Below are 26,411 nucleotides of genomic sequence, written 5' to 3' on the forward strand. Positions count from 1 at the left end.
CGCTTCACCTGCCGGGCGGAATGCTTCGTTTTAATAACGTAATTTGAGGCCGAAACGGTGCCTTAGTGGGCGACAAATGTTATACCACTATTTCGGACTTTTTTTGCACTTCTACTTTCAAAGATACTCCAAAACATGAGCAAAAGTTTGCCGAAGCGCAGCGAAGATTACTCTTTATGGTACAATGAGTTAGTAAAGCGCGCGGGCCTGGCCGAAAATGCCGCCGTACGGGGTTGCATGGTCATCAAGCCGTACGGCTACGCCATCTGGGAAAAAATGCAGCAAACGCTGGATGGTATGTTCAAGCGTACCGGCCATCAGAACGCTTATTTCCCCCTGTTTGTCCCCAAAAGCTTATTCGAGGCGGAAGAGAAAAACGCGGAGGGCTTTGCCAAGGAGTGTGCCGTGGTAACACACTACCGACTCCAAACAGACCCCGAAAAACCGGGCAAGTTGCGCGTCGACCCCAACGCTAAACTGGAAGAAGAGCTAGTGGTGCGCCCTACCTCCGAAGCCATCATCTGGAGCACCTACAAAAATTGGATTCAGAGCTACCGCGACCTGCCACTGCTTATTAACCAGTGGGCTAACGTGGTACGCTGGGAAATGCGTACGCGCCTGTTCCTGCGCACAGCCGAGTTCCTGTGGCAGGAAGGCCACACTGCCCACGCCACCGCCGAAGAAGCCCTAGCCGAAACCCGCCAGATGCTGGACGTGTACGCCGAGTTTGCCGAGGAATGGATGGCTCTACCCGTGGTGAAAGGCGTAAAGTCGGAGAACGAGCGGTTTGCCGGTGCCTTGGAAACCTATTGCATCGAGGCGCTCATGCAGGATGGCAAAGCGTTGCAGGCCGGCACGTCGCACTTCCTGGGGCAGAATTTCGCCAAGGCGTTCGATGTGCAATTCCAGAGCAAGGAAGGCACACTGGAGCACGTATGGGGCACTAGCTGGGGCGTGAGCACCCGCCTGATGGGCGCGTTGGTGATGGCGCACTCCGATGACGAAGGATTGGTGCTACCTCCCAAATTGGCGCCAATTCAGGTGGTGATTGTACCTATCTACAAAACTGGTCAGCTCGACGAGCTGCTGGAGCGCATCCGGCCCATGCAGCAGGGCTTGATAGAGCGCGGTATCTCGGTGAAGGTAGACGACCGCGACACCGAGCGGCCCGGCTTCAAGTTTGCCGAGTGGGAAATGAAGGGCGTGCCCGTACGCCTAGCTGTGGGCATGCGCGACCTGGATGCCGGCACCGTGGAGGTAGCCCGCCGCGACACCAAGGAGAAAATGAACCTACCGCTGGCCGACATCGTGCAGAGCGTAGACCAGTTGCTCCAGGATATCCAGACCAACATCTATAACAAGGCCCTGCGCTACCGCGAGCAGCATACTACCCGCGTAACCACCTACGAGGAGTTTAAGCAAGTGCTCGATACTACCGCCGGCTTCGTGCTGGCTCCCTGGGACGGCACCCCCGAAACGGAGGAGCGCATCAAGGAGGAAACCAAAGCCACCATCCGCTGCCTAGCCCTCAACGAGCCCGACGAAGATGGGGTAGACATGCTAACGGGTAAGCCCTCGGCACGCTACGCCTACTTTGCACGGGCATATTAATGCCTTGAAGCAAGCCAATTACAGAAAAAGGCGACTACTAGTAGTCGCCTTTTTCTGTTCCTGCTAGGTAGGAACCCGTTGCGGTTTTTGCGCTATGTACTTCCCTAAACTTTCTGCGTATCTTTCCTTATCACCTTCTATACTTTTCTACCATGGACTGGCTCACGATTGCTACCCTTCTCCTGTTCGGCTTGCTATTCGTGGCGGCCGAGGTTATTTTTATTCCGGGCACCACGTTTGTGGGCTTTGTGGGCTTCATGTTGCTGGCGGTAGGCATCTGGTTCAGCTACCGCGACTTAGGTACACCTACCAGTCACTTCATTTTGGGTGGTTCGGTGCTTCTCACGGCTGTGTTGGTATATGTTGGTTTGAAGCCTAAAAACCTAAATAAATTTGCCCTCACGGAGGTGCATAATAACTACGTGCACGATGCCCGTCGCCCCGACGTGCAGCCGGGCACTGCTGGCCGTACCATCTCGGCGCTACGGCCGGCCGGTACGGTACTGTTTGAGAACGACCGGCGTGAGGCCACTACCCGCGGCGAGTTTATTGCGGCTGGCACGCCCGTACGGGTTCTACGCATCGAGCAAAACCGTATTGTAGTAGAGCAAGCCTGAGCGACCGTGTCAGTTTTTAGTTGTTAGTTACACGGCCTTTCGCTTTCATCCCCTTATCCTACCCCATGAATTTTCCAATTCTACCGATTGCCGTGGTGGCCATTGTGCTGCTGGTGCTCTTGTACTTCTTCCCGATTAACCTTTGGATAACGGCCATTTTCTCCGGTGTCCGCATCAGCCTGTTGCAGCTCGTATTTATGCGCGTCCGCAAGGTGCCGCCGTCGCTGATTGTGAATTCTCTGATTACGTCTTCCAAAGCGGGCCTGCAAATCACGCCCAACGAGCTAGAAACGCACTATCTCGCTGGTGGCAATGTACCAAGTGTGATTAAAGCGCTGATTTCGGCCGATAAAGCGAACATCCCACTTGATTTCAAGCAAGCTACCGCTATTGACTTGGCTGGCCGCGACGTGTTTGAAGCCGTTACAACTTCCGTGAATCCTAAAGTCATCAACACACCCAACGTAGCTGCTGTAGCACAGGATGGTATTCAGCTCATTGCAAAGGCCCGTGTGACGGTGCGCGCCAACATCACGCAGTTGGTGGGCGGGGCTGGGGAGGAAACTATTCTGGCCAGGGTAGGCGAAGGCATTGTCACCAGTATCGGCTCGTCGCTGTCGCACAAAGAAGTGCTCGAAAACCCCGATAAAATCTCAAAACTGGTATTACAGAAAGGCTTGGATGCAGGTACTGCCTTCGAAATTCTGAGTATTGATATTGCGGATATTGACATCGGCGAGAACATTGGGGCCAAATTGCAAACTGACCAGGCCTCTGCCGACCTGAAGGTAGCCGAAGCCCGCGCCGAAGAACGTCGTGCCATGGCTGTTGCTATGGAGCAGGAATATCGCGCCAAAACCCAGGAAGCAAAGGCCCGTGTAGTTGATGCCGAAGCCGAAATTCCGAAAGCTATGGCCGAGGCCTTCCGCTCCGGCAACCTGGGCATTATGGATTACTATAAGATGCGCAACATTCAGTCCGACACCGACATGCGCGACTCCATCGCCAACCCCGACGGACCGAAGTCCAACTAATGAATAGTGAGGTTGTGAAATGGTGAGCTACAAGAGAGCGTGTCATCCTGAGCGAGGCGAAGGACCTTCTCACAGCAGAACGAGCCGTCATTACGTCCTTCGTTCTTCGGGCATAAGGTCCTTCGCAAGCTCAGGATGACACGCTCTCTTGTAACTCACCATTTCACAACCTCACTACTTCACTACTTCTTCGTCACTCGGAACTCTACGCGGCGGTTGAGCTTGCGGGTTTCTTCCTCGTCGTTGCTGGCTATGGGTTTGGTGTCGCCGTAGCCCTCGGTGGTGATGCGGTTTCCCGCTATACCCTTGGATACCAGGTATTTCTTCACCTCATTCACGCGGTCCTGGCTCAGCTTTAGATTCAGGGCCGGGTCGCCTTGGTTGTCGGTATGGCCTTCCACCTTGATTTCCACCTCGGGGTAGTCCTTCAAAATACGCACTAAGCGCAACAACTCGGGATAGGAGTTTTCGCGCAGGTAGTACTTGCTCTGGGCAAAGAAGATATTGTTGAGCTTGATGGTAGAGCCTACTGCAAAGGGCACCAGAAACAAATCCTGGGTCACCTCGGAGTAGTTCTGCCGGTCGGTCACGTCCAGGTTATCGCTTTCTGCCAGATAGTTAGTAGCCTCGGCGCGGTAGCCATACTGCACACCCGAGGGTAGTACAATAGTATAGGAGCCATCCTGCGGATTCACTTCAGCTACTCCTAGCTCCTCACCGGTGAGCAGGTTTTCGTAATGAATAACGGCGGCAATGGGCTTTTTGGTCACAGCGTCCAGCACCTGCCCACGCACCAGCGTCACGGTTTCGGGCTTGAAACGGGGTGTGAGGGCAATCCGGAAGATATCCTTGGAGCCGCCCGTGCCATTGCGCGCCGATACCAAGTAGGCATCTTCACCGGCCGCCGATACGGTGTAGTAGGCGTCGAAATCAGGCGAGTTGACGTTCGGGCCCAGGTTGCGCGGCTGGCTCCACTTGGTCCAGCTGTCATCTAAGCGCTTGCTATAGAAAATGTCGCTCTTGCCATAGCCACCGTGGCCTTCTGAGGCGAAGTAGAGCGTTTTGCCATCGGCGGCCAGGAAGGGGGCAAACTCCGCTTTCTTCGTGTTCACCGTGGGTCCTAGGTTGCGCGGGCGGCTCCAGCTCTTGCCGTCTTCGTTCAGAAAGCTGACGTAGATATCCTGGCTACCCTGACCGTCTTTGCGCTGCACAGCCATCATCATCACCTTGCCTGAAGTACCCAGGCAATAGTCCACGTTTTCGGGGTCGTCGTTGTAATAATCTTCAATCACCACCGGCACGGGCTTGCTCCAGCCCGTTACGGTGCGGCGCGTGGTGCTAGGGCCTTTGGGCTCCAGCGTGCCATCGGGGCGGTACACGCCAATGACCAGCAACTGCTGCCCGTTGGCCGATACAGCCGCTACCCCATTGGGATCCTTGGGGGTATTTACAGGTCCGCCCAGGTTTTTGGCCGGGTTCCAGGCTTTGGTGTTGGCATTATTGAGGGTAGCATACCATACATCCTGTGCATCGCTGGCACCACCGGTATTCTGGGGGCTTTCCTGCCGGGCAAAGTACAACGTACGGCCGTCGGGGGAGATAATAGGGTGGGTATCAACATACTTGGAGTTGACGTTCGGCCCCAGATTTACCATCGTCGAGTCGAACTTGGCAGCGTTGGGGTCGGCCTTGAACTGCTGCTTCACCATCGTTTCGGCCACGTCGGCAATACCGATGGCGTCAATCTGGTTCACGCCGTTCACGTCCTTGGTGTTCATCGTTACCACTACCCCAATGGTACGGTAGGTGCCCGGTGAAAACGTTACCTGTAACGAGCGAAAGGCTTCGCCCAATGTGCCCGGCTTGTTGTTTTCGTATACTTGGTGCCGGCCACCGCGCGTATCAACCAGCTCAATCTTCGTTACAGAGCCCGGATTAAAGTTTTCAACGACCGTCACCTGCTTCGCCACCAACGACTTCGAGAACTTCACCTCGATATATTCGTCTTTGCCTTCTTTTTTAGGAATCCAAGCTTCGTTGCTGATCTGGCCGAGCGGTAGGGCATTGGGCTCACCCAGCACTTTCTCAGGGGAGAAGGCCTCTTTGCCGCTCGATTTCTGCGACGATACGGCCACTACCTTCGAAGCCCACACAGCGTGCTGTGCTTGTGCTACGCTACCAATTCCTATCAGCAACCCCAAGGAAAGAAAGAGTTTCCTCATCATTCTTGTACTAAATCTGCGAATAAAGATGTGTCGGCTTGCCGACTGATCAACCCATTGCCTCACCAACCCCCACAGATGCCTATACAGGCTGGGTAGTAGCCCCGGCGCCCCGCGAAAGCCGCGCCAAATTACTACCGAACACGGAGTTGACCGGTTATTTTTGAATAAAACCCAGAAGAGTGTTGTAGGCAACAAAGCCTATTACCACCTACTGGCAAATGGCAAAAGCCCGGTCGCACTGGTTGCAGCCGGGCTTTTGCCATGTTTCGTTGTGCTGCTTAGGGCTGCAGCGTAAACGTGCGCGTAACGGAGTTAAATGGACCCGGTATCAAATTTCCGTTGTTATCCACTAGCTCCAGCTTCACGGTATTTTGTCCCATTGGCAAACCCTCCATTGTGTAGGGTAGCCACTCGCTTAGCATAAACTCGGAGCCGTTGATGGTAGCACGTACTTTGTTGCCTTCCGGCGAGAGGGTCGTATTCACCAGGTAGAAGTCCAGCATCACCTTCTTGGTATCATTGCCGGAGTACGTGTCCTTCGGGCGGCTATAGAACATGTGTGGCGCCGATAGGTCGGCGTTCAGCGGCTGCACCGGTGCCGAACCTACATTGACAATGCGCAGATCATAGGCTCCGCGATGCTTCAGGCTCTCGTGGTAGGAGCGCGACAGAAACGACAGCACAACGTGCTGACCATCCGCTATGTTCTTGGTGAACTCCGTGGTGTAGTGTGCCGTGTAGGGCTGGTTATCCACAATGTTGTGAATGTGCTGTCCTTTTTCCGAAACGGCCATTTCGTTGCCGGTCATGCCGCTGCTCATCTTCGTGAGCACAAAGTTGGTCAGGTCGTAGTCGAATGCTACGGCACCGGAAGGCGATGTGGAGCCCGAGGGGGGCGTTTTCAGGCGCAATTGTGCTTCGGGGTATTTCGGGGAGTCGTCGAACGGAGTTAGGCGGATGCCGTTTTTCTCCATCGCCGCCATGGTCGGGGAAGTAACCGTTTCGGCTGTGCTCTGCGAAGTACCCTCCGTTTGCTGGCGAGTCGTGTCGCAGGCGCCCAGTGCGAGTAACAGGGAACCGCCTAGTAGAAAAGCAGATGCTTTCATAGGTGAAATGGTGATGATATTAAAAACTACCGAATCGGATATCCGGCTGCGCCCCACCCCGGGACGACGTGCGATTTTTTTGAGTACTTTGCGCAAGTACGTAACGATTGCTCAAAAGTATATCAATTTTCCGCTATGGACCCAACATTGCTGGAAGAAATTCCATCGCTCGACCTGGCTGATTTCCGTTCCGGCGACCCGGAACGCAAGGCCCGCTTTGTGCAGCAGCTCGGCGAAGCCTACCAGAACATCGGCTTCGTTGCCCTGAAAAACCATGGCCTGACCGACGACCAGACCACCAAGCTGTACGACGATGTACAGGCTTTCTTTTCCCTACCCGACGAGGTGAAGCAGCGCTACGAAAAGCCAGAATTGGCTGGGCAGCGAGGCTACATCGGCAAAGGAAAAGAGCACGCCAAAGGCCGCAACACCGGCGACCTAAAGGAGTTTTTCCACGTGGGCCAGGAGGTAGACGACCCCACCGACCCAGTAGCGCAGGAGTACCCCGACAACATTTGGCCGGCCGAAGTTCCCGGCTTTGCCCAGCACACCACCGCTGCCTACAAAACGCTGGAAGCAGCGGGCAAGGATGTGCTGCGTGCCATTGCGCTCTATCTGGAGCTGCCCGAGAACTACTTCGACGACAAAGTGAAGAACGGCAACAGCATTCTGCGCCAGATTCACTATTTCCCCATCGAGAACCCCGACGCGGTGCCCGCTGATGCGGTGCGCGCCGCCGAGCACGGCGACATCAACCTGATTACCTTGTTGATGGGTGCCTCAGCCGACGGCTTGCAAGTGCTACGCCGCGATGGAAAGTGGATTCCTATCACAGCCCTACCCGACCAGATTGTGGTGAACGTGGGCGACATGCTGCAACGTCTCACCAACGGCGTACTCCGGAGCACCATTCACCGCGTGGTGAACCCGCCCCGCGAGAAGATGAACTCCTCGCGCTACTCGGTGCCCTTCTTTATGCATCCACGCTCTGAGATGAGCCTGGCTGCGCTGGAAAGCTGCGTTACCCCCGATAACCCCAAACAGCAGCCCGACGTGACAGCCGGTGAGTTCCTGAACGAACGCCTAATTGAGTTGGGCCTGAAGAAGAAATAAACCCTTCAGGTTAGCAGATAGTACAGTTGCCAGTGAGCAGAGGGTTGCCCGCCTACTCACTGGCAACTGTTTTTTGGATCTGGGTAACTTTCCCTACCTCCTACCCGAATACTGCACCACGTGTAACGCATAACCCGGCACTGCATTGGAAGAGGTACAGCTGGCACCGCCCCCGCGCCGCGGCCAACGCACCCGGCGGGTACGCGGCCTTATTTTTCTGAAAGACGTGGCCGCGCTCAGCCTGTCGTCGTTTGGCGGGCCGCAGGCGCACATTGCCATGATGATGCGCCTATTGGTGGAGAAACGCCGCTACCTCACCACCGCCGAACTACTCGAAATATCGGCCTTGTGCCAGATTTTGCCGGGGCCGGCCTCTACGCAGACCATCACGGCCATTGGTTTTCGGCTGGGAGGTCCTAACCTGGCCTACCTCACGGCTCTGATTTGGGTGCTGCCTTCCGTTATTATCATGACGGTAGCCGGTATTAGCATCAGTTATCTAGATAAGAGTCTGGTCACTAGATTGATGCAGTATATTCAGCCGGTGGCCGTGGGCTTTGTCTTTTACTCGGCCTATAAGATTGGCCGTAAGGTAGTCCAAACCAAGACCTCTACGGCCCTCATTGTGGCCTCCGCACTAATAGCGTATTTCTTTCAGCTGCCGTGGGTACTACCCCTGCTTTTGCTTATCGGTGGGCTGATTACCACCTTTCGCTACCGCAAGCTACCCCAACAAGAAAAAAAGCCGCTGCAAATAGAATGGGCCAATGGTATTCTATGGCTAGGTGTGTTGTTGGTAGCGGCTGTAGTGGGCTCATACACCCAGCTGCTACCCGTGCGGCTATTCGAGAACTTTTACCGCAACAGCAGCCTGGTTTTTGGCGGCGGGCAGGTGCTGGCCCCGCTTTTCTATGCCGAGTTCGTTGAGTTCAAGCACTACCTGAGTGGCCCCGAATTTCTTTCAGGCTATGGTCTGACCCAGGCACTACCTGGCCCCAATTTCTCGCTGGCTTCCTACATTGGCGCTTTGGCTATGCACACAGGAGGATACGGCCTGAGCGGCCAGTTGCTGGGGGCGGCCGTGGGGGCCGTGGGCATCTTCCTACCCGGTACTCTACTGATTTTCTTTGCTATCCGCTTCTGGGACCACCTGAAGCAGTATCGCGTGGTGCAGGCCTCGCTGGAGGGCATCAATGCCGTAGCGGCAGGACTGGTATGGGCAGCGGCTTTGCTCCTCTACCATCCTCTACCCGATACTACCACCAACATCGTGCTAGTGGTAGCTACTTTTCTGGTACTGCTTTGGGAGAAGATTCCTTCCTACGTGCTAGTAGGCGCCGCACTGGTAGCGGGGGTAATTATTTGAGCTTACTCAGAATCAAATCCAGCTTCTCATTGGTGCTGATCTGCCCGGCTTTCAAACCGGCCATATCCGCCTTCAAACCGGCCACATCCGTCTTCAGCCCAGCCACGTCCGTCTTCAAACCGGCTACGTCCGTCTTCAAACCGGCTACGTCAGCTTTTAGCTCTGCGATATCTGCTTTCATCACTATCTGCTCACGCAGGATAAAGCTGATATTGCTGCTTTGCAGCGTAACCACTTCGGTCAGTTGGCCTACGGCAGAGCTAAGCTGTTTGAGTTGGGCCGTGTGGCGGTCCAGGATGGTCATGGCCTCCGCTATCATGGGTTCAAGCTGATCTAGGCGCTGGTCGGGAGTCATAGTAAATTGATGGGGTAGGATATGTACTAGAAAGCAGATACAGCTCCCTCAGCCGAAAGTACGCAACTTCCAGCTGAGGGAAAAGAGGCCGACGGATACAGAACTACAACAACTCGGGTAGGTTCAGAAGGTAGTCACCGTATCCGCTCTTGCGTAGCGGCGTAGCAATAGCACGCAGTTGCTCCGCATCAATGAAGCCCTGACGGTAGGCCACTTCTTCAATAGCACCCACCTTCAGGCCTTGGCGCTGCTCAATCACGCGCACAAACTCGCCGGCCTGCATCAGGCTCTCAAACGTACCTGTGTCGAGCCAGGCAGTGCCGCGGCCCAGAATGCCTACCTTCAGCTTGCCGCGGCGCAGGTATTCCTGGTTTACGTCGGTAATTTCGTACTCACCACGGGGACTAGGCTTCAGGTTTTTGGCAATCTCCACTACCTCGTTGTCGTAGAAGTAGAGGCCAGGCACAGCGTAATTGCTCTTTGGGCTGGCTGGCTTTTCCTCAATGCTGAGGGCCTTTTTATTCTCGTCGAACTCCACCACGCCGTAGCGCTCGGGGTCGTGCACGTGGTAGGCGTACACCACGCCGCCATTGGGGTTGTTGTTTGATTTCAACAGCTCTTCCATGCCCTCGCCATAGAAGATATTGTCGCCCAGCACCAACGCTACCTTGTCCTGCCCGATGAAATCAGCTCCCAGCACAAACGCCTGCGCTAAGCCGTTGGGTACTTCCTGCACCACATACTCAAATCGGCAGCCAATGCTCTGACCGTCGCCGAGCAGCTTCTTGAATTGCGCCTGGTCGTGCGGTGTGGTAATAATCAGGATTTCCCGAATGCCTGCCATCATCAGCACCGACAGCGGGTAGTAAATCATGGGTTTATCGTACACGGGCATGAGCTGTTTGGAAACAGCCAGCGTGAGCGGGTGCAGACGAGTGCCGGAGCCACCGGCGAGGATAATGCCTTTCATTTGGAACGGTTAAATTGTTGAACAACTGAACGATTAGCCGCTCTGCTATACAGTCGAGTAAACGACTAACTGTTCAGCTGTTCAACCATTTAGCAATTAATTTCTTTCTGCAATAAATTCTTGATGCTTCTTAAACCAATCTAGCGTCTGCTGCAAGCCTTCCCGAATACGGATTTGCGGATCGTAGCCGAGTAGAGTCTGGGCCTTGCTGATATCGGCCAGCGAGTCGCGGATGTCACCGATGCGGTCAGGGCCGTACTCGGGCGTGATATCGGAGCCGGCTTCTTCTTTGAGGATGTTGAATAGATCGTTTAGGGATGTTCTGTCCGCCACGGCAATGTTATACACCTGGTTTACAGCCTCTTTCTTATCGACCAGCGCGGCCTTGATGTTGGCCTGCACGCAGTTTTCCACAAAAGTGAAGTCGCGGGTCTGGCCACCGTCGCCGTTCATGCGGGGCGGACGACCTTCCAGCACAGCATCAATAAACAACGGAATTACCGCCGCATAGGCACCGTTGGGGTCCTGGCGAGGGCCGAAGATGTTGAAGTAGCGCAAGCCAATCAGCTCCATGCCGTAGGTTTTACCGAATACGTCGGCGTATAGCTCGTTCACGTATTTAGTCACAGCGTAGGGCGAGAGGGGTTTGCCAATACGGTCCTCTACCTTGGGAAGAGCCTTATGGTCACCATAGGTCGACGACGATGCCGCGTACACAAAGCGCTTCACATTAGCATCTTTGGCAGCCACTAGCATATTTACGAAACCGCCCACGTTCACGTCGTTACTCGTGATGGGGTCGTTGATGGAGCGCGGCACCGAACCCAGTGCCGCCTGGTGCAGCACAATGTCAACGCCTTGGCAGGCGTCGTGGCAGGCTTGCGGGTCGCGGATGTCGCCTTCGATGACGCGCAGGGTAGGGTTGTCCTGGAACAGCGCTACATTCTTGCGGAAGCCGTTGGAAAAGTTGTCGAGCACACGCACCTCTTTAGCGCCGTACTTCAACAAGTATTCTACCAGGTTAGAGCCAATAAAGCCAGCGCCGCCCGTTACGAGGAAAGCCAGATTATCGAGCGGCTGCTCGTGGAAAGGAGTATTGTACATATGGTCGTAGGGGCGCCTTGCAGGCGCCCATCGTTGAACGATAAGGTAGGGCGTCGCTCAACGGGAATCGTTCAACGACGGGCGCCTGCAAGGCGCCCCTACCGGGTATACTGTTTCAGGTAGTAATCCTGATACGCGCCGCTGGTCACGTTGTCGAGCCAGCTCTGGTTTTCGAGGTACCAATCCACAGTCTGGCTCAGGCCTTGCTCGAAGGTTACAGAGGGTTTCCAGCCCAGCTCATTCATGATTTTGGAGCTGTCGATGGCGTAGCGCAAGTCATGGCCAGCGCGGTCGGTTACGAAGGTGATGAGTTGGCGCGAGGTGCCTTGCGGCTTGCCGGTTTTCTCATCCAGCGTGTCGCAGAGCAGATTAATTAGCTCGATGTTCTGCCACTCGTTCACGCCGCCAATATTGTAGGTCTCGCCTACCTTCCCTTGGTGGAATACAGCGTCGATGGCCGTGGCGTGGTCTTTTACAAACAGCCAGTCGCGCACATTTTCGCCTTTGCCATACACCGGCACCGGCTGCCCGGTACGGATGCGGTGAATAGCCAGCGGAATCAGCTTCTCGGGGAAGTGATTAGGGCCATAGTTGTTGGAGCAGTTGCTCAGCTTCACGGGCATATGGTAGGTGTGGTGCCAGGCCCGCACAAAGTGATCCGACGATGCCTTGCTGGCCGAGTAGGGCGAGCGAGGGTCGTACGAAGTCTCTTCGGTGAACATCTCCGGGCCCATCTCCAGCGAACCGTACACCTCGTCGGTGCTCACGTGGTAGAACACGTTGCCTTCGTAGCCTTTGGGTTTCCAGAGGTTTTTGGCTGCATTCAGCAAATGCACCGTACCCAGCACGTTGGTCTTCACAAAGGCCAGCGGATCGGTGATGCTGCGGTCCACGTGGCTTTCCGCAGCCAAGTGAATCACAGCGTCAGGCTCTTCGGTAGCAAATAAATGATCTACAAACGCTTGGTCCGTGATATCGCCTTTCACCAGACGATAATTAGGCTTGTCCTCGATGTCGCGCAGATTTTCCAGGTTGCCGGCGTAGGTCAACGCGTCCAGGTTCAGAATCTGATACTCCGGGTACTTGTTTACGAACAGCCGTACCACATGCGACCCAATGAATCCGGCCCCGCCGGTGATAATGATTTTCATCTAGTAAGTTGTTGAATTGTTTGATGGTTGAATGGTTAGTTGCTCTATGTTTCTTATAGGACAACTAACCAGTCAACCTCAGAACCATTTAGCCATTCAAACTCTGCTGCCACTTCCAGGAGCTAGCCAGGGCCTCCGCCAGGGTAGCGGTGGTCTGGAAGCCTAGTTCGTTGGTGGCTTTCGTTACGTCGGCGTAGATGGCGGGCACGTCGCCGGCGCGGGCGGGGCCAATGATGTAGTTCAGCTTCACGCCGGTAGCCTCTTCAAACGTCTTCACCACCTCCAGCACCGAGTTGCCGTGGCCGGTGCCTACGTTAAAGGTTTCTACCTTCTCGCCGGTGCCATCCAGCAGGCGCTGCACAGCCACCACGTGGGCTTTGGCCAAGTCTACCACATGCACGTAGTCGCGGATGTTGGTGCCGTCGGGCGTATCGTAGGTGTCGCCGAAAATCGTGAGCTTCTCGCGGATGCCGGCAGCGGTTTGGGTGATGAAGGGCACCAGGTTATTGGGCACGCCCAGCGGCAGCTCTCCAATCTTGGCCGACTCGTGCGCACCAATGGGGTTGAAGTAGCGCAGCAGAATGGTGCGCAGCGTGCTACCCGGCGCAGCCGCGGTATCGGTCAGGATGTCTTCGCAAATCTTCTTGGTATTGCCATAGGGCGAAGTAGCTGGCTTGGTGGGCGTTTGCTCCGTTACTGGCAGTTCGTCGGGGATACCATACACGGTGCATGACGAGGAGAATACCAGGTTGCTCAGCCCAAACTCCGCCATTACCTGCAACAATGTCACCAAGGAGCCCACGTTATTGTGGTAATAAGCCAAGGGCTTTTGCACCGACTCGCCTACGGCTTTGAACGCCGCAAAGTGAATGATGCCTTGCACATCCTTCTCCCGGTTGAACACGTCGCGCAGGGAGTCAGCGTCGCCACAGTCGATACGGTAGCTGGGAATGGCTACCCCCAGAATCGACTGGATGCCATCCAGCACCGACTCCTGCGAATTGCTGAAATCATCGATAATAATCGGCTGATATCCAGCATTGTGTAACTCAACTACCGCGTGCGAGCCAATGTAGCCCGCGCCGCCCGTTACGAGAATTTTGGCGCGCATATAATGGTGAAATGGTGAGTAGTGAAATGGTGCGTTTGATGTTCTGGTGAATAGTCTCTGTTGGCAAGACTAGCCGTTTAACTTACATAAGCAAAACGTCAAACTCACCATTTCACTACTCACCATCTCACCTTAAAGGCTCCAGTAAGTGAGTTCCTGAATTTTGTTGCGGTAGAGGCCTTTGATGTCAACCAGCACAGCGTTATCGGCGGTGATGGACTGGAAGTAGGCTTCGTCTTTGGTGAGGTAGGGCTTGTGGCTCACGGCTACCAACACGGCATCGTAGTCCTGGCGTACATCGGCTTCGGGCGTGAGGCGGAAGCCGTACTCGTGGTTCAGCTCCTCGGAGTCGGCATGCGGGTCTACGATATCCACATTCACCGAGAAGTTTTTCAGCTCATTGATAACGTCGGCTACCTTGGAGTTGCGGATGTCCTCCACGTTTTCTTTGAAGGTAGCGCCCATCACCAGCACCCGGCTTTTCGACACGTCCTTGCCCTGCTTGATCATCATCTGCACGGTTTTGCGCGCGATGTAGGCACCCATTGTATCGTTGGTCGTGCGGCCGCTCAGGATAACCTTGGCGTCGTAGCCCAGTTCTTTTGCTTTGTAGGTCAGGTAGTAGGGGTCCACGCCGATGCAGTGGCCGCCTACCAGGCCGGGGAAAAACTTCAGGAAATTCCACTTGGTACCGGCCGCTTCCAGCACCTCATAGGTGTTGATGTTCATGCGGTCGAAAATCATCGACAGCTCGTTCATCAATGCAATGTTCACGTCGCGCTGGGTGTTTTCGATGATCTTGGCGGCCTCGGCTACCTTGATGCTGCTGGCGCGGTGCACGCCGGCCGTTACCACCAGCTCGTAGAGCTTGGCAATCGTATCCAGCGACTCTGCATCGCAGCCTGATACCACCTTCACAATGCGAGCCAGGGTGTGCTCCTTGTCGCCGGGGTTGATGCGCTCGGGCGAGTAGCCCACCTTGAAATCCTGGGGAAACGACAGGCCCGACAGCTTTTCCATCACCGGAATGCAGTCTTCCTCGGTGCAGCCGGGGTACACGGTGCTTTCAAACACCACGTAATCACCCTTCTTCAGCACTTTGCCTACCGAGGTAGAAGCACCCAGCAGCGGCTTGAGGTCGGGTTGAGCGTGCTCGTCGATGGGGGTAGGCACGGCCACGATAAAGAAGCGGGCCTCACGCAGCACGTCCAGCGAATCGGTGAAGGTGATGTCGCAGCCTTCAAAATCCTGCGCCTCCAACTCCCCGCTGGGGTCGATGCCGTTGCGCATCATCTCCACGCGGCCAGCATTAATATCAAAGCCAATGACGCTGAGCTTGCGGGCAAATTCCAGCGCGATGGGCAGCCCTACGTAGCCGAGGCCAATAACAGCCAGCTTGGCTTCTTTCCGGAGTAGTTCGTCGTACACTCTTGGAGAATATTAAGTAGTGAATTAGTCGGAATAGTCTTCGGCCCAAACTTCGGTTTTAGCCTCATTCAACTCATAGCCCTGAAACGACTCGGGGCACCGTGCAAAACCGCTTTGATCAAAATACAGCCGGTGGCCGTGGGCGCTCATCCAGCCGTGTTGCCAGGCCGGATTACCATACACCAGGGCAAAAGCCGGCACGTTGTGCGTCACAACGCTACCTGCACCCACAAAGGCATAGCGGCCCAGTCGCACGCCGCACACAATCGTGCTGTTGGCGCCTACCGTTACGCCACGCTCCAGCACAGTAGGCAGGTAGTGCGCGTCGCCGCGGCGGGGTACGGCGCTTCGGGGGTTCTTCACGTTGGTAAACACCACCGACGGTCCCAGAAACACATCATCTTCGCACTGCACGCCGGTGTAGAGGCTCACATTGTTCTGCACCTTCACGTTTCGACCCAGCGTCACGTCATCGGCCACAAATACGTTCTGGCCCAGGCTGCACTCCTCGCCCAGCACGGCCCCCGCCGATACGTGCGTGAAGTGCCAGATGCGGCAGCCGGCGCCCACACGACATCCGGCATCGAGGACGGCGGTAGGGTGGGCGTAGTAGGCGGGCTGATCGGTCATGCCAGGTGGAAAGGGAAGGGCGGGTAGCAGGCGGCAAAGGTAGCGGTTTTCGCGGGGCGCTCAGCACAAACCGGGCCACGTGGCTGGCGCTACGGCACTCACAAAGCGGTCTTTGCCAAACAAATCGGCGTGTACGTGGGCTTGCTGATAGCCCACTTCGGCCAGGGCCGCGGCCACGGCGTGCATATACTGCTCGTTGCCTTCTACATAGAGCATACCGCCGGGCCGGAGGAGTTGGCGCCCTACCTCGGCCAGGCGGTGGTAGAACAGCAGCGGGTCGTGGTCGGGCACGAACAGGGCCGTGGCGGGCTCGTGCGCCAGCACGTTGGGCCGCATCAGTGCTTTTTCCTTCTCTAATACATAAGGCGGATTGCTGACCAGCACATCCAGAGAGTGTGCCTCAACTTCCGGCAGACTATTCAATATATCAACCTGCTGAAAGTCGATAGTGACCTGGTACTTGGCCGCATTCTGGCGCGCTACCGCCAGGGCTTCCGCCGAAATATCTACTGCCGTGAGCCGGGCACCGGGCAGGTGCTGACTGAGCGCCACGGGAATGCAGCCGCTACCCGTGCCCACGTCCAGAATCCGCAAACCGGGCTGCCGCTGATGCGCCCGGATGATGAGCTGCACCAGCTCCTCCGTTTCGGGGCGTGGGATGAGCGTGGCGGGCGTCACGACCAACTCCAGATCGTAGAAGTGCGCCTGGCCCAGCACGTACTGCACGGGCTCGTGGCGAAGCAGGCGAGCCAGCAGGGTAGGCACCTGCTCAGCTACGGCGGCGGGCACTTGCGCCTCGGCTTGCATCCGGCGTTGCAAGGCGCTTAGGTGCAGCAGGTTTTCCACTACCAGCGCGGCCATTGCCTCGGCTTCAGGCGTGGGGTACAGGGCCGAGAGCTGGGCCGTGAGGTCGAGGGTGAGTTGGCGAATGGTGGGGGTAGGCACGGGTAGCATACGTAGCGGGACGAGCGCAAATATCTGAAATCAAACCGGGAGACGACCAAGCCCAACGGTAGCATCTCAGACCGGATCTGCCTACCTTGCTTGTCTTCTCTTCGCCCTGTTTGCTACCACCCACCCTGTTGCTCATGACCACTCAGGCCTTACCTACCCCCTCGCCATCGTTCACCGAATTTGACCACCTGATGATGCGCCGGGCGCTGGACCTGGCGCGCCTGGGCACCGGCTACACGCGTCCAAATCCGCTGGTAGGCTGCGTTATCACCCACAACGGCCGCATTATTGGGGAGGGCTGGCACCGGCAATACGGCGGGCCGCACGCCGAGGTAAACGCGGTGGCCTCCGTCACGGAGCCACATCTGCTCCCCCAGAGCCGCGCCTACGTCACGCTGGAGCCCTGTTCGCATTTCGGCAAAACACCGCCCTGCGCCGATTTGCTCATTGCCAAAGGCATTCCGGAGGTAGTCGTTTGCAACCTCGACCCCAACCCGTTGGTGGCAGGCCAGGGCGTGGCCAAGCTGGAAGCGGCTGGCATCCACGTTAGCTCGGACTTGCTGGCCGAGCAGGGGCGCTGGCTGAACCGGCGTTTTTTTACGTTTCAGGAGCAGAAACGGCCTTATGTAGTGCTGAAATGGGCCGAAACGGCCGACGGTTTCCTGGCCGGGCGCTTTCACCAGCCCGTGCAGATTAGTGGGGAGCTGGCGGGACTGGCCGTGCATCAGTGGCGGGCCGAGGAGCAGGCCATTTTGGTGGGCACCCGTACGGCCCTGCACGACAACCCCCAGTTGAGCGTGCGCCACTGGCCCGGCCAGAACCCGCTGCGCATTGTCATCGACAAAAACCTGAGCCTCCCCCCTACCCATCATTTGCTTGACTGCCAGCAGTCTACCCTGGTATACACCTACCGCCACCGCGACACCCGCGGTAACCTCGGCTACGTGACACTCTCCGAGGCCGACGACCTGTTTCCGCAGATTATGCAGAACCTGTACCAGCGCAACGTACAATCGATGCTGGTGGAAGGTGGTCCTACGGTGCTGGAATCGTTGCTGCAAGATGGGCTGTGGGACGAAATCCGGGTGATACGCAGCCCGAAGCAGTTGGGGGCCGGCGTGGCGGCTCCGCGCCTGGGGTTTGTGGGGCTGCACGAGCAGTTTCGGCTGGGCGACGATGAAGTGTTTGTTTATTTGCGGTAACCAATAGCCTCCTGACGAGGTTTCTCGCAGAGGTTCGCGGAGGTAGGCGCTGAGGCTCGCAGATCATGACCCTACTCATTCCTATTCAACATTCAACACTTCCAACCGTGGCCGAAGAACTTCACCTTGACACTACCCTCAACAAAGCCGAGCAATACCGCCAGCTCCTACCCCAGATTGAAGCCCTGACCACCGGCGAGCCGGACCTGACGGCCAACCTTGCCAATACGGCCGCCGCCCTACACCAGGCCTTCGGGTTTTTCTGGGTAGGGTTCTACCTAGTCAAAGGCGACGAGCTGGTGTTAGGTCCGTTTCAGGGGCCAATTGCCTGCACGCGCATCCGGCGCGGCAAGGGCGTGTGCGGCAGCAGCTGGGCCGAAGCCCGCACCTTGTTAGTACCTGATGTGGAGCAGTTTCCCGGCCACATCGCGTGCAGCTCCGACTCTAAATCCGAAATTGTGGTGCCCGTACTGAAAGACGGCCAGGTAGTAGCCGTACTCGATGTAGACAGCGACCAGCTCAACGACTTCGACCACGACGACCAAGCAGCGCTGGAGCAATTGATGACACTGGCTGCGGGGTGGTTTTAGGCTGTCATTCCGGACATTCTGCGCAGCAGGCAGGGAATCAAGAATCCGGGTAGGCGCCTATTTCCAGAACTGCCACCACTTCCTGCTTTTAATTGATTTCATATTGGTAGCACTTGCTGATGAAGGAGTAGAAGAAGGTACCCTTCCCGGAATAAACCATTTCGCCCCAATGTCTTGAATAAATAGGGCTTCACGCTCCGTTGGACTACGGTCGTCGGCATAGCTCGCTTCTTGCCAATTCACGCGGATTTTTCCGGTTTCCAGCCAACCTAAAATAGTCATAGCCGCTTGCCCTACGCCAGGATAATATTGATTGATATAGCGTTGTTTCTGGTCTTCCGAGGTAGAGGACCATACACTAGAAGAAGTCCAGCTAAAATGAGTATCGGCTAGAAAACCATAGTCTGCCGCCACATTTTCCAGAAAATAATAGCCTCCACAGTACCAGTTATAGCTGGTTATCAGCGCCTCTAATACATCATCGAGACTTATTCTATTAGTCAGATTTCGAAGCGTTTGGCGCAATTCATCGTCGCGTATTTGCTGCCAATCAACATATTTATCCAATAGAGCTTCTAGATTGAAGCGGGCCCTTTTGTCCTTGTAATTCAAACTGATTAGCTCGAAGTAATCATTAGAGTCAAGAAACTTTTCCAGTTCTGGAGTAGCATACACCCAAGCTTCAAAATCAGCTATGGATAACTTCTTCGCTAATACTTGGTGAAATGCAGCTTGTATTTCCATGCCTTTAAAATAACCAAAAAGCGCCGCAGCTTCCTGAAGAAGCTGCGGCGCTTATGTTACACAGAAAAGCTACTGTGGCTATTCAGTTGCTAGCATATGAAGCGGTAGAGATGCTTCAACAGACTTAGCATGATGTTCTATGCGTTAGCTAAACAAGCCCGGCTGCGCTACCTTCAACTGTGCAATAACCGTTTGGCCACCTTTCACCTTTTCGCCTAGCCCTACCTTCAGCTCTGTGTCCAGCGGCACGAAGATGTCGACGCGGGAGCCGAACTTGATGAAGCCGAACTCCTCGCCCTGGTTTACCTCGTCGCCTTCGTTTACATACCACACAATGCGGCGGGCCATGGCGCCGGCAATCTGCCGGAACAGCACAAACGGCCCCGCATCAGACTCTACTACTACCGTGGTACGCTCGTTTTTGGTGCTGCTCTTGGGGTGCCACGCCACCAGGTAGTTGCCGGGGTGGTAGCGGAAGTAGCGCACAATACCCGAAATAGGATTGCGGGTGATGTGCACGTTGATGGGCGACATGAAAATGCTGATCTGCTTGCGCATATCATCGAAATACTCGCCTTCGTGCACGTCTTCAATCACCACTACCTTACCATCGGCGGGGGCAATGAGCAGGTCTTCGTGGGTGAGCAGGTTGCGGAAGGGGCTGCGGAAGAATTGCAGCAGCAGCAGGAAAACAATAACGGAGATACCCGCAAAAATCTGGTTGAACAGCAGGTGCCGCTCATTCACGCGGAAGAGCAACAGGTTGACGGCCAGCAAGGCCAGCAACGTAAAGAATAGAATACGTCGTCCTTCTTTGTGAATCTTCATAATATCACAGATTGTGCAGAGTGGGCTGATTTCGCAGCGTTAGCGTTGGCAGACCAAGGCAGCAGGGCAGCGGGCGTTTGGGGTAGGAAATGGAGAGAGGGGCAAAATAGGCTAAATCCTTCACAAAGATAGCCCGGCCGAAACGGTCCGGGCTATTCTTACACACAAATATAAACGTATGGCTATAGGGACGGCAGCACGCCGTCGAAGGTTGCGTCACCCTTTTAAAGCTTATTTGAACAAGCCAGAAGGGAAAACCAGAACGTCATGCTGAGCCTGTCGAAGCATCTCGCGTGCTGATGGCAGATACTATCTATCGTCAGCACGCGAGATGCTTCGACAGGCTCAGCATGACGTTCTGGATAGCACCTTTTAGTACGCGCCGCGGAATTTGTACGTCTGAGCTACCTTGTCGATGGCCACCACGTAGGCGGCAATGCGCATGGGCACTTCGTGCTTTTGGGCTACGGCGTATACCTTCTCGAAGGCTTCGGTCATGATGCGGCTGGCGCGCTCAATCACCATCTGCTCGCTCCACTTATAGCCCTGGCGGTTCTGAATCCACTCGAAGTAGGAAACCGTCACGCCGCCGGAGTTGGCCAGGATATCGGGCACCACCAAAATTCCCTTCTCATTGATGATGGGGTCGGCGGAGGCGGAGGTAGGGCCGTTGGCGCCTTCCACAATCAGCTTGGCCTTGATATCGTGGGCGTTGTGCTCGGTGATGACGTCCTCCACGGCGGCGGGCACCAGCATGTCTACGTCCGAAATCAGCAGATCGTCGGGGTCCATGGGGGTAGCGCCCGTGAAGCCTTCCAGGCGGCCTTTGTGCGCGTTTTTGTAGGCAATGGCCTCGTCGATGTCAATGCCGTCTTCGTTCCAATAGGCGCCGCTGATGTCGCTTACGCCTTTAATTTTCACGCCTTTCTCGTTGAGCAGCTTTGCGGCCCATGAGCCTACATTGCCAAAGCCCTGCACCACGGCGGTGGTGTTTTCGGGCTTCATGCCCAGCTTAGCCAGCGCCGCAATGGCCGATACCATCACGCCGCGGCCGGTGGCCTCTACCCTACCCAGCGAACCGCCCAGTACTAGGGGCTTGCCCGTTACCACAGCCGGCGACGTCTTACCGGAGGTCTTGGAGTATTCGTCCATCAGCCAGGCCATTTCGCGGGGACCGGTGCCCATGTCGGGGGCAGGAATGTCTTTGTCGGGGCCGAACACGTCTTTCAGGGCCAGCGTGTAGCCGCGGGTGAGGCGCTCAATTTCGCCGGCGCTCATGGTGGTCGGGTCGCAGATGATGCCGCCCTTGGCGCCACCATACGGAATGTCGACTACGGCGCATTTCCAGGTCATCCAAGCGGCCAGGGCTTTCACCTCGTCGAGGTGCACGTGGGTGTCGTAGCGGATGCCGCCTTTGCTGGGGCCCAGGATGGTGTTGTGCACCACGCGGTAGCCTTCAAATACGCGCACCTGCCCGTTGTCCATCGTGACAGGGATACTGACAATCACCTGCTTATCAGGCGCTTTCAGCACGTTATAAGTTTGTTCGTCGAGCCCGAGGATGTTGGCCGCTACGTTGAAGCGCGACATCATGGACTCAAGCGGGTTTTCGCGGTCCACAATCGGGGCCGGCTCTTTGTACACCGTGGTCAGAACTGCCATGGAAGTAAGAAAAAAAGGTGGGTGGGTAGGAAAACGCGGCGCCTCGTTGCTGGGGGCTGAGGCGACACGGGGCAACAATAAGGCCGCAAAGGTAGCGGAATGATGAAGCTGTAAAAGACATACGCAAAGCGCCGGGCGGAGGGGCTATATACCCCCTCCGCCCGGCGCTTTATATCACGGACTCTTATCCGAATAGAAGCTGCACTACCACCAGCACCGGCACCACAAACAGAAAGGCATCGAACCGGTCGAGCAGGCCGCCGTGGCCGGGCATGATGCGCCCGGAGTCCTTCACATCCACGCTGCGCTTGAGCATGGACTCGGCCAAGTCGCCCAGCGGCCCGAACACAGCTACTACGGCGGCGGCTACCAGGCGGGTAGTCAGCGACATTTCGGGCAGCAGAAAGCCCAGTGCCCAGCCCATGCCCAGTGTCAGCAGAAAGCCGCCCGCGGCACCTTCCCAGGTTTTGCCGGGCGAGATTTTGGGTGCCAGCTTGTGCTTACCGAAGGTTTTGCCAGCGGCATAGGCGCCGATATCGGAGCACCATACCAGCAGCAGCAGGCCGAAAATGCGGCGGTAGTCATAGCCGCTGTCCGTAAAAGCCAAGGCATTCAACAAGCTCATGGGTAGACTCACGTAGAGCAGGCCTAACAGGGCTACCCCTACATTGGCAAACGGCGCCAAGCCCTTGTTCTCGCGGGGCCATGCAACCATTTCGCGCAGAATGAGGATGACGGGTAAGACAATCAGGACTGCAACAACACCAGCAGACATGTTTTTCAACAGATCAAACCCCTCTCCTACCACTACGTTGAACTCTACCCCTAATGATCCAACTACATTACCTGCCGCCACTACCCCTAGTACACCCGCAAAAATTACTATGCTAATGCCACCGCATAAAAGAGCCGCCGGCTTGTAGCCCGCTTTGCGCATCATGCGGTAAAACTCCCACAGCATCCGCATCTGCACCAGCCCGAAGAAAACGGCAAACGTCCAGGCGCTGTACCAGATACTGAACAGCAGCGCCACAGCGCCCAGCACACCGTAGAGGATGCGCTGCGTTAGGTTGGACATCGGTTTTTTACCGGTAGGATTGGTGGGAGAAGGAGTAGCGTCGGCCAAGGGTAGGAAGAGATAAGGGAGAGAATAGCCGTCGGCTAAGCAAGAATAATGCGCGAGAATAGCCCGTAGCGAATATCCGGAAGATGTCCTAGTCGCGGTAGCGGCCCACGTCTACGCCGTCGCGGCCCAGGGTGCGGGCAGCGGCCGGAGTCGGCGCCGCTTCTGGCGATGCCACCGTCACGCCTTTGCCCCCCAGCGTACGCAGTTGGGTAGGGCCGGTTTCATCGGTGAGGTGCTCGTGCAGCCAGTACAGCAGGCCGGCCGTAACGAGTAAAGAGGCCAGCACCCAGGGCCAGGGCATGGCCTCGTTGGCGTCGGGGTCGAGCTCGGGGCTCACCCATTGGCGCTGTTGCCAATAGAGCAGGAGTAGCTGACTGAAGTTTTGGGTGAAGTGCGCTGCCATCGGCACCAAAATATTGCCGCTCCACTCATACAAATAGCCCAGCAGCAGCCCCAACACAAAACGAGGCACAAACCCAAAGAACTGTAAGTGAATGGCGCTGAAAATGAAGGCCGCCAGCCACACGCCCACGTGCCGCGATGCGAAGCTTTGCACCAGATTGCGCTGTATCACCCCCCGAAACACCAGCTCTTCGCTGATGGCCGGCACTATGGCAATAACCAGCACGCCTATCCAGAAGCGCAGCGGCGAGTTGAAATTGGTGAGGGCTTTGGTGAGGGCTTGCGCCTGATCTTCCTTCTCCTTTGCCCATACCTCTACGCCGTGCAGCGCGTCGGGCAGGTGTGCCTGGGCATTCCAGGCAATGAGGGTCGTCATGAGGGGTAAGCTGGCGATGACCAGCAGAGCCGCCATCAGCAGCCACAGGCCAGGCACCGGGCGGCGCGGGGCAAAGTACTCGGCAACATGATAACCGGTGAGCTTCACCAGCATCAGCGCCGCTCCTCCAAAGCTCAGGAAGAGCACCAGCCCTTGAGCAAACATCGACAATGCCCACCCCTGCGGGTAACGCTCGGGCTGCTGCATCACGTTGCCGATCTGCTGAAAGTTGATGCCAAAGGCCAGGTTGCTGACGGAGGCAATGAAAAACCACGCCACGCAAAAGCCCACAAACAACAGGACGACCAGCAGAATCAGGTTGGCAATGGGCGGCAAACGGTTGGGTAGGAAACCTTTCATAGCAGTTGGGGGTCTGAGGTAGAGTCTTGGGGTCTTGGGAGCTTAGGGTCTTGGTTGTTCTGCAATTGTTTGTGAGAACATCAACCAAGACCCTAAGCTCCCAAGACCCCAAGACCCTAATAGTTGTAAATTTGCGCAAAATCCTGTTATAGCTGCCGTGGTACACATTCGCGACCTTGCCCTTCCTGATTTCCCCCTACTGCTCGCCCCCATGGAGGACGTATCGGACCCGCCGTTTCGGGCCGTGTGCAAGGCCAATGGGGCCGATTTGATGTATACGGAGTTTATCTCGTCGGAAGGCCTGATACGCGACGCGGCCAAGAGCCGGCAGAAGCTGGACGTGTTCGACTACGAGCGACCCATTGGCATTCAGCTGTTTGGCTCCGATGTGGATACCATGGGCGAGTGCGCCCGCATCAGCACCCACGCCGGCCCTGATCTTATCGACATCAACTACGGCTGCCCCGTGAAGCAGGTAGCCTGCCGCGGTGCCGGCGCCGCCCTCCTCCGCGACATCCCCAAAATGGTGGAAATGACGGCCGCCGTGGTGCGCAACACGCCCCTACCCGTGACGGTGAAAACCCGCCTCGGCTGGGACGACACCACCAAAAACGTGGAGGATGTGGCCGAGCGCCTGCAAGACATTGGCATTGAAGCCCTCACCATCCACGGCCGCACCCGCGTGCAGATGTACAAGGGCGAGGCCGATTGGGAGCTGATTGGCAAAATCAAGAACAATCCGCGCATCAAAATCCCGATTTTTGGCAACGGCGACATCGACTCGCCCCAGAAAGCCGTGGAGTACAAAAACCGCTACGGCGTAGACGGCGTGATGATTGGCCGCGCCAGCATCGGCTACCCCTGGATTTTTCGCGAAATCAAGCACTACGTGGCCACCGGCGAGCTACTGGCGCCGCCCACCGTGGAGGAGCGCGTGGCCATGTGCCGCATGCACTTCGAGAAAAGCCTGGAATGGAAGGGCCAGCGGGCCGGCATCTTCGAGATGCGCCGCCACTACGCCCAGTATTTCCGCGGCCTGGAAGGCGCCAAGCAGTGGCGCACCCGCCTGGTAGACACCAACGAGCCCGACGAAGTGCGCGCCATCATGGACGAAATCATTGCCGCCGAGCCGGTTTTGGTGGGGTAGTGTTTTTACTTCTGTCATCCTGAGCGCAACGCAGTGGAGCGAAGGACCTTATCACGCTAGAACGGCTCGCAGCAGATAGTATCTAACGCCTGCTTGTTCTACTGTCATAAGGTCCTTCGCTCCACTGCGTTGCACTCAGGATGACACTCTTTTCTTCCTCATGCCTTCCCCTACCCCACCCGCCACTATAGCCGCCCCGGCTCCACCTGCCACCCAATCGCCGGAGCCGCCTATTCCGCTTTCGGCGTGGGTGCTGTTGCTGGTGCTGGCTACGATTTGGGGCACTTCGTTTATCTTGATGAAGAAGGGTTTAGCGGTGTTTTCGCCGCTGGAGCTGGGCGCCACGCGCGTGACAGTGGCGGCGCTGTTGCTACTGCCGTTTGCGTTGCGGCATGTGGGCAAGGTAGAGAAGTCGCGCTTCAAGTGGTTGCTGCTGAGTGGGGTAGTAGGCACGCTGATTCCGGCCTTCCTATTTGCCTACGCCGAAACGCGTCTGGCCTCAGGGCTGGCGGGCGTGCTCAATGCCCTCACGGCGGTGTTCACGCTGGTGGTAGGCGCACTGTTTTTCGGGCAGCGCCTCACGGGGCTGCGGGTACTGGGCATCGGGCTGGGCCTTGCGGGCACAGTGGTGCTGATGGTGCTGGGCGGCAGCGGCGGTGCGGCTACTCCGGCCGGGGAAGGCAACGCGTGGTACGGGCTTTATATCGTGCTGGCTACCATTGGCTACGGGGTGAGCGTCAACGTGATTAAGCACCATTTGCAAGGCATTCCGCCGGTGGCCGTTACGGGGCTGTTGCTGCTGTTCATCGGTGGGCCTGCCGTGGTATTTCTACTACTGGGCACCGATTTTCTGCATAAGCTAGCCACGGCACTAGGTGCCTGGACTGCCTTTGGCTATATCGCTCTACTTGCTACCCTCAGCACGGCCGTAGCCATGGTGTTGTTTAACAAGCTTATTCATCAATCCACGGCGCTCTTCGCATCCTCTAACACCTACCTGATACCCGTTGTAGCGTTGGGCTGGGGCGTACTCGATGGCGAATCATTCAACCTGTGGCACGTGCTGGGCATGGTGATTATTCTGGTAAGCGTGGCAATTATCCACCGGGCGAGGTAAAGAGGTGAAATGGTGAAGTTGTGAGTTTGTGAATGGTAGAAAAGTGCGTGTCATCCTGAGCGGAGCGAAGGACCTTATCACG

At 56.5% G+C, this 26,411-nt stretch carries 24 protein-coding genes; 9 read left to right on the forward strand and 15 right to left on the reverse strand.

Going from position 1 to position 26,411, the window contains the following annotated elements:
* Positions 1 to 135 precede the first annotated feature (135 nt).
* From proS to floA, 3 genes are all read left to right on the forward strand, one after another.
* The gene (gene proS / locus H8B15_RS18795) at positions 136 to 1,611 is read left to right on the forward strand and encodes a proline--tRNA ligase (protein ID WP_187321192.1); all 1,476 of its coding nucleotides are present in this window, start codon (positions 136 to 138) and stop codon (positions 1,609 to 1,611) included.
* A 152-nt stretch (positions 1,612 to 1,763) separates the two neighbouring features.
* Positions 1,764 to 2,228 carry an NfeD family protein gene (locus H8B15_RS18800; RefSeq protein WP_187321193.1) on the forward strand — a complete coding sequence of 155 codons (465 nt, stop codon included), beginning with the start codon at positions 1,764 to 1,766 and terminating at the stop codon, positions 2,226 to 2,228.
* Between the two features lie 65 nt (positions 2,229 to 2,293).
* On the forward strand, positions 2,294 to 3,262 hold the full coding sequence (gene floA, locus H8B15_RS18805; protein ID WP_187321194.1) for a flotillin-like protein FloA: 969 nt from the start codon (positions 2,294 to 2,296) through the stop codon (positions 3,260 to 3,262).
* A gap of 182 nt (positions 3,263 to 3,444) precedes the next feature.
* Here floA and H8B15_RS18810 read toward each other — a convergent pair whose 3' ends face one another.
* Both H8B15_RS18810 and H8B15_RS18815 read right to left on the reverse strand, forming a co-directional pair.
* Positions 3,445 to 5,487 (reverse strand): OmpA family protein, encoded by a 2,043-nt coding sequence (locus H8B15_RS18810; RefSeq protein ID WP_187321195.1) that lies wholly within the window; start codon positions 5,485 to 5,487, stop codon positions 3,445 to 3,447.
* Positions 5,488 to 5,765: 278 nt separating this feature from the next.
* Positions 5,766 to 6,593, reverse strand: a complete 828-nt coding sequence (locus tag H8B15_RS18815; protein WP_187321196.1) for a hypothetical protein — start codon at positions 6,591 to 6,593, stop codon at positions 5,766 to 5,768.
* A 135-nt stretch (positions 6,594 to 6,728) separates the two neighbouring features.
* Here H8B15_RS18815 and H8B15_RS18820 point away from each other — a divergent pair, with 135 nt between their 5' ends.
* Positions 6,729 to 7,706 (forward strand): isopenicillin N synthase family dioxygenase, encoded by a 978-nt coding sequence (locus H8B15_RS18820; RefSeq protein ID WP_187321197.1) that lies wholly within the window; start codon positions 6,729 to 6,731, stop codon positions 7,704 to 7,706.
* A 145-nt stretch (positions 7,707 to 7,851) separates the two neighbouring features.
* Entirely contained in the window at positions 7,852 to 9,072 is a 1,221-nt protein-coding gene (chrA, locus tag H8B15_RS18825; protein WP_246455714.1) for a chromate efflux transporter, read from the forward strand.
* Here chrA and H8B15_RS18830 read toward each other — a convergent pair.
* The 8 genes from H8B15_RS18830 to prmC form a co-directional block, all read right to left on the reverse strand.
* Positions 9,065 to 9,427: a hypothetical protein gene (locus tag H8B15_RS18830; RefSeq protein ID WP_187321198.1), complete on the reverse strand. Its 363-nt coding sequence runs from the start codon at positions 9,425 to 9,427 to the stop codon at positions 9,065 to 9,067. The genes chrA and H8B15_RS18830 overlap by 8 nt on opposite strands.
* Positions 9,428 to 9,530: 103 nt before the next feature.
* Positions 9,531 to 10,397, reverse strand: coding sequence for a glucose-1-phosphate thymidylyltransferase RfbA (gene rfbA, locus H8B15_RS18835; protein ID WP_187321199.1), 867 nt, complete (start codon positions 10,395 to 10,397; stop codon positions 9,531 to 9,533).
* A 96-nt stretch (positions 10,398 to 10,493) separates the two neighbouring features.
* On the reverse strand, positions 10,494 to 11,501 hold the full coding sequence (locus H8B15_RS18840; protein ID WP_187321200.1) for an SDR family oxidoreductase: 1,008 nt from the start codon (positions 11,499 to 11,501) through the stop codon (positions 10,494 to 10,496).
* Positions 11,502 to 11,599: 98 nt separating this feature from the next.
* Positions 11,600 to 12,652, reverse strand: coding sequence for a dTDP-glucose 4,6-dehydratase (gene rfbB, locus H8B15_RS18845; protein ID WP_187321201.1), 1,053 nt, complete (start codon positions 12,650 to 12,652; stop codon positions 11,600 to 11,602).
* Positions 12,653 to 12,740: 88 nt separating this feature from the next.
* Entirely contained in the window at positions 12,741 to 13,763 is a 1,023-nt protein-coding gene (gene galE, locus H8B15_RS18850) for a UDP-glucose 4-epimerase GalE (protein ID WP_187321202.1), read from the reverse strand.
* A 132-nt stretch (positions 13,764 to 13,895) separates the two neighbouring features.
* Positions 13,896 to 15,191 (reverse strand): nucleotide sugar dehydrogenase, encoded by a 1,296-nt coding sequence (locus tag H8B15_RS18855; protein ID WP_187321203.1) that lies wholly within the window; start codon positions 15,189 to 15,191, stop codon positions 13,896 to 13,898.
* Positions 15,192 to 15,215: 24 nt separating this feature from the next.
* Complete coding sequence (locus H8B15_RS18860; RefSeq protein ID WP_187321204.1) at positions 15,216 to 15,821, reverse strand: acyltransferase; 606 nt, start codon at positions 15,819 to 15,821, stop codon at positions 15,216 to 15,218.
* A gap of 60 nt (positions 15,822 to 15,881) precedes the next feature.
* Positions 15,882 to 16,766: a peptide chain release factor N(5)-glutamine methyltransferase gene (gene prmC, locus H8B15_RS18865; protein WP_343069182.1), complete on the reverse strand. Its 885-nt coding sequence runs from the start codon at positions 16,764 to 16,766 to the stop codon at positions 15,882 to 15,884.
* A gap of 119 nt (positions 16,767 to 16,885) precedes the next feature.
* Here prmC and ribD point away from each other — a divergent pair, with 119 nt between their 5' ends.
* Positions 16,886 to 17,977 (forward strand): bifunctional diaminohydroxyphosphoribosylaminopyrimidine deaminase/5-amino-6-(5-phosphoribosylamino)uracil reductase RibD, encoded by a 1,092-nt coding sequence (ribD, locus tag H8B15_RS18870; RefSeq protein WP_343069183.1) that lies wholly within the window; start codon positions 16,886 to 16,888, stop codon positions 17,975 to 17,977.
* Positions 17,978 to 18,084: 107 nt separating this feature from the next.
* A complete protein-coding gene (locus H8B15_RS18875) occupies positions 18,085 to 18,567 on the forward strand; it encodes a GAF domain-containing protein (RefSeq protein ID WP_187321206.1) in 483 nt (160 codons plus the stop codon).
* A 57-nt stretch (positions 18,568 to 18,624) separates the two neighbouring features.
* On the opposite strand, the gene H8B15_RS18880 is transcribed toward H8B15_RS18875, so the two are convergent.
* The 5 genes from H8B15_RS18880 to H8B15_RS18900 all read right to left on the reverse strand — a co-directional run bounded on the left by H8B15_RS18880 (position 18,625) and on the right by H8B15_RS18900 (position 24,065).
* Positions 18,625 to 19,311 carry a hypothetical protein gene (locus H8B15_RS18880; RefSeq protein WP_187321207.1) on the reverse strand — a complete coding sequence of 229 codons (687 nt, stop codon included), beginning with the start codon at positions 19,309 to 19,311 and terminating at the stop codon, positions 18,625 to 18,627.
* A 144-nt stretch (positions 19,312 to 19,455) separates the two neighbouring features.
* On the reverse strand, positions 19,456 to 20,139 hold the full coding sequence (locus tag H8B15_RS18885; protein ID WP_185281929.1) for a phosphatidylserine decarboxylase family protein: 684 nt from the start codon (positions 20,137 to 20,139) through the stop codon (positions 19,456 to 19,458).
* 372 nt (positions 20,140 to 20,511) lie between these two features.
* Positions 20,512 to 21,801 carry a Glu/Leu/Phe/Val family dehydrogenase gene (locus H8B15_RS18890; protein WP_187321208.1) on the reverse strand — a complete coding sequence of 430 codons (1,290 nt, stop codon included), beginning with the start codon at positions 21,799 to 21,801 and terminating at the stop codon, positions 20,512 to 20,514.
* 184 nt (positions 21,802 to 21,985) lie between these two features.
* Positions 21,986 to 22,927 (reverse strand): phosphatidate cytidylyltransferase, encoded by a 942-nt coding sequence (locus H8B15_RS18895; protein WP_187321209.1) that lies wholly within the window; start codon positions 22,925 to 22,927, stop codon positions 21,986 to 21,988.
* Positions 22,928 to 23,015: 88 nt separating this feature from the next.
* Positions 23,016 to 24,065: a CPBP family intramembrane glutamic endopeptidase gene (locus tag H8B15_RS18900; protein ID WP_187321210.1), complete on the reverse strand. Its 1,050-nt coding sequence runs from the start codon at positions 24,063 to 24,065 to the stop codon at positions 23,016 to 23,018.
* Between the two features lie 157 nt (positions 24,066 to 24,222).
* On the opposite strand from H8B15_RS18900, the gene dusB reads away from it, so the two are divergent.
* Both dusB and H8B15_RS18910 read left to right on the forward strand, forming a co-directional pair.
* Positions 24,223 to 25,212, forward strand: coding sequence for a tRNA dihydrouridine synthase DusB (gene dusB / locus H8B15_RS18905; RefSeq protein ID WP_187321211.1), 990 nt, complete (start codon positions 24,223 to 24,225; stop codon positions 25,210 to 25,212).
* Between the two features lie 160 nt (positions 25,213 to 25,372).
* Entirely contained in the window at positions 25,373 to 26,329 is a 957-nt protein-coding gene (locus H8B15_RS18910) for a DMT family transporter (RefSeq protein ID WP_187321212.1), read from the forward strand.
* Positions 26,330 to 26,411: the final 82 nt, after the last annotated feature.

It is taken from the genome of Hymenobacter citatus (assembly GCF_014333615.1).
Taxonomy (GTDB): Bacteria; Bacteroidota; Bacteroidia; order Cytophagales; family Hymenobacteraceae; genus Hymenobacter; species Hymenobacter citatus.

Bases quoted from the DNA above. Each gene is read 5' to 3' on its own strand.
- proS (WP_187321192.1), top strand. From the start codon at position 136: ATGAGCAAAAGTTTGCCGAAGCGCAGCGAAGATTACTCTTTATGGTAC.
- H8B15_RS18800 (WP_187321193.1), top strand. From the start codon at position 1,764: ATGGACTGGCTCACGATTGCTACCCTTCTCCTGTTCGGCTTGCTATTC.
- floA (WP_187321194.1), top strand. From the start codon at position 2,294: ATGAATTTTCCAATTCTACCGATTGCCGTGGTGGCCATTGTGCTGCTG.
- H8B15_RS18810 (WP_187321195.1), bottom strand. From the start codon at position 5,487: ATGATGAGGAAACTCTTTCTTTCCTTGGGGTTGCTGATAGGAATTGGT.
- H8B15_RS18815 (WP_187321196.1), bottom strand. From the start codon at position 6,593: ATGAAAGCATCTGCTTTTCTACTAGGCGGTTCCCTGTTACTCGCACTG.
- H8B15_RS18820 (WP_187321197.1), top strand. From the start codon at position 6,729: ATGGACCCAACATTGCTGGAAGAAATTCCATCGCTCGACCTGGCTGAT.
- H8B15_RS18830 (WP_187321198.1), bottom strand. From the start codon at position 9,427: ATGACTCCCGACCAGCGCCTAGATCAGCTTGAACCCATGATAGCGGAG.
- rfbA (WP_187321199.1), bottom strand. From the start codon at position 10,397: ATGAAAGGCATTATCCTCGCCGGTGGCTCCGGCACTCGTCTGCACCCG.
- H8B15_RS18840 (WP_187321200.1), bottom strand. From the start codon at position 11,501: ATGTACAATACTCCTTTCCACGAGCAGCCGCTCGATAATCTGGCTTTC.
- rfbB (WP_187321201.1), bottom strand. From the start codon at position 12,652: ATGAAAATCATTATCACCGGCGGGGCCGGATTCATTGGGTCGCATGTG.
- galE (WP_187321202.1), bottom strand. From the start codon at position 13,763: ATGCGCGCCAAAATTCTCGTAACGGGCGGCGCGGGCTACATTGGCTCG.
- H8B15_RS18860 (WP_187321204.1), bottom strand. From the start codon at position 15,821: ATGACCGATCAGCCCGCCTACTACGCCCACCCTACCGCCGTCCTCGAT.
- H8B15_RS18880 (WP_187321207.1), bottom strand. From the start codon at position 19,311: ATGGAAATACAAGCTGCATTTCACCAAGTATTAGCGAAGAAGTTATCC.
- H8B15_RS18885 (WP_185281929.1), bottom strand. From the start codon at position 20,139: ATGAAGATTCACAAAGAAGGACGACGTATTCTATTCTTTACGTTGCTG.
- H8B15_RS18890 (WP_187321208.1), bottom strand. From the start codon at position 21,801: ATGGCAGTTCTGACCACGGTGTACAAAGAGCCGGCCCCGATTGTGGAC.
- H8B15_RS18900 (WP_187321210.1), bottom strand. From the start codon at position 24,065: ATGAAAGGTTTCCTACCCAACCGTTTGCCGCCCATTGCCAACCTGATT.
- H8B15_RS18910 (WP_187321212.1), top strand. From the start codon at position 25,373: ATGCCTTCCCCTACCCCACCCGCCACTATAGCCGCCCCGGCTCCACCT.